2 protein-coding genes are annotated in these 2,594 nt (G+C 67.4%); both read right to left on the bottom strand.

The genetic code is table 11. The features are described 5' to 3' along the window. Positions 1-531: 531 nt before the first annotated feature. Complete coding sequence (locus tag ACTHJJ_RS15195; RefSeq protein ID WP_440303783.1) at positions 532-1,389, bottom strand: carbohydrate ABC transporter permease; 858 nt, start codon at positions 1,387-1,389, stop codon at positions 532-534. Beyond that, a complete protein-coding gene (locus ACTHJJ_RS15190; protein WP_440303782.1) occupies positions 1,386-2,525 on the bottom strand; it encodes a carbohydrate ABC transporter permease in 1,140 nt (379 codons plus the stop codon). Before ACTHJJ_RS15190 ends, ACTHJJ_RS15195 begins: the two co-directional genes overlap by 4 nt. Positions 2,526-2,594 lie beyond the last annotated feature (69 nt).

Genomic DNA, 2,594 nt, shown 5'->3' with positions numbered 1-2,594 from the left:
CTCCGCGCGATCGCGGAGCGCGTCGAGGCGCACGAGCTCGTCGAGAAGGCGTTCATCACCCTCTCCACACCGGGCGACGAGGGGCTCCGCCCCTAACCGGTATGCCGGGGGTTGGTTTGTGACGGAAGTGACGGGGCGCTCACTCGACGCGGGAGTCGAGTGAGCAGTTCGTCCCACCCGTTTCCCGCCGAGGGCCCTCCCCTCCGTCGAGTGAGCGGTTCGTCCCACTGGTCACACCGGTGCGCGTGACGGATGGGGCTGAAGGCTCACTCGAGCGGCATACGGCGGCAGGTGTGTGCTGCACCACAGTGGTTTCCGGCGCGCCGAAGGCGGTGAATCATTCTGGGTAGGGGGACGACAGGGCCGCTCCCACGATGAGGTCGTGCGGGCCAGATTTTGGGGCGCGGCTCCAGCCGGGCAGTGCGTCGGCCCGACACCGGCGACCTGACAGGGGCCGGCCTGGCGCCCGGAGTGAAACAGCCCGCTCCGGGCGCCGACCTCTGCCCCCGGCCTGAACCGGGGGCAGAGACCTCAGCCCTTGACGCTGCCCTCGTTGGCGCCCCGGACGAAGTAGCGCTGGAGCGCGAAGAAGAGGATGGCCACCGGGATCGTCGTCAGCAGCGCCGTGCCGAGCTTGAGCGGGAACCGGGTGCCTGCCCCGAGCTGCCCGCTCGCCATGCTTGCGAGCCCGGTCACGAGCGTCATGTGCTCGGGGGTCCCGCGGGTGACGACGAGGAAGTGCGAGAACTCGTTCCACGAGCCCTGGAACGACAGGATCGTCAAGGTGATGAGGGCCGGCCTGGCCATCGGGAGCACGACCGACCAGAACGTCCGGAACACACCCGCGCCGTCCATCCGGGCCGCCTCCTCGATCGAGATCGGCACCGAGTCGAAGAACTGCTTCATGATGAACACACCCGCGGCGTCGACGATGAGCGGCAGGATCATCGCGGCATACGTGTCGTAGATGTTGAGGTAGTTCACCATCAGGAACTTCGGGATCAGCAAGGCGACACCCGGCACGCTCATGACGGCGAGCACCGCTGCGAAGAGCATCTTGCGGCCGCGGAAGTGCAGCCGCGAGAGGGCATAGCCGGCGAGCGAGTCGAGGAACACCCGACCGCAGGTCACCACGACCGTCACGAGGACGGAGTTCTTCATCCAGGTGGTGATGGGCACCGAGGTGTCGGGGGTCAGGCCGAAGATCTGCCTCCACGCGTGCAGGTCGAACGGGTTCGGGATGAGCGAGAGCGGGTTGTTCGCCGCGTCCGGGTCGGTCTTGAGGCTCGTCGCGATCTGGATCAAGAACGGATAGATGAACAGCACCGCGAAGGCGAGCACGAGGGTGTACAGGACGACCGTCTTCACGGGGTTCTGGCGCTGGATCACTTGCGGCCTCCGATCCCGAAGAGGGGCCTTCGTTCGTCCTTGTCGGCCAGCACCCACCGCTGGAGGCGGGTGAGGACGACGATGATGACGAAGACGACGAAGGCCATCGCCGCTCCCGAGCCGTAGTTGAAGTTGCCGAAGCTCTGCTGGTACGAGAGGAACGCCGGCGTCAGCGTCGTGCCGGCCGGGTTGCCCTTGCCGGCGACATAGATCTGGTCGAAGACCTGCCAGGTGCCGATGAGGCCGAGGGTGATGACGAGGAAGAGCGCCGGCTTGATCATCGGGATGGTGACGTGGCGCAGCTTCTGCCAGCCCGTCGCCCCGTCAAGCGCGGCGGCCTCGTCGACCTCGACGGGCAGGTCCTGCAGGGCCGCGATGAACAGGAGCATGAACGTGCCCGAGGTCGTCCAGACGACGAGGATGATGATGACCGACAGCGCGACGGACGGCCCGGACAGCCAGTCCCACAGGCTGCGACCGAGGATCTCGCCCTGCGCCCAGCCCGGGTTGTCGATGCCGAACGCGCCCAGCACGAGGTGCAGCAGGCCGCGGCTGTCGTTGAACCAGTTGGGCCCGTCGATGTGGAAGAACTTGAGGAACGCGTTGACCGTGCCGGCATTGGAGAAGAGGAAGAGGAAGACCGTGGTGATTGCGATCGAGCTCGTCACCGACGGGAAGTAGAACGCCGTCCGGAAGAAGCCCTTGCCCTTGAGCATCTTGTTGCTGACGAGCAGGGCGAGCCCGAGCGCGAGCACGGTCTGCAGCGGCACGACGAGCAGCACGTAGTAGAACGTGTTGCCGATCGACTGCATGAAGTTCGCCCGGGTCAGGCTGTCCTTCACGAACAGGTCCGAGTAGTTCTGGGCGCCCACGAACGGCGCCCCGCCGATCGGGTTCGTGTTGCCCTGCCAGCTCGTCAGGCTCACCCAGAACGCCATGAGGACGGGCAGGGCGAGGAAGAGGCCGAGGATGATCACCATCGGCGCGACGAAGAGCCAGCCGGCCCGCTCCTCGTTCCCCCGTATGCCGCTGGGCCTGCCGCGTGCTCGGCGGCGCCCCAGCGGGGTGGTTGCGGCAGCGGCCGCGACCTCCGCCTGCGGAGGCCGGACCTCGGGGTCGTGCTCGGTGCGCGCCATGGCGCCTCCTCCTGGTGTGCGTGGCGGACTGCAGCAGGGGGTGGAGGAGGCGGGTGGCACCCGGGCAAG

Source organism: Intrasporangium sp. (assembly GCF_051961875.1).
Classification (GTDB): Bacteria; Actinomycetota; Actinomycetes; order Actinomycetales; family Dermatophilaceae; genus Intrasporangium_A.
The sequence above is the reverse complement of the archived record's forward strand: the minus strand, read 5'-3'. Positions and strand labels throughout refer to the sequence as shown.

Excerpts from the sequence above, each read along its gene's own strand:
- ACTHJJ_RS15190 (WP_440303782.1), bottom strand. The coding sequence starts at position 2,525 with ATGGCGCGCACCGAGCACGACCCCGAGGTCCGGCCTCCGCAGGCGGAG.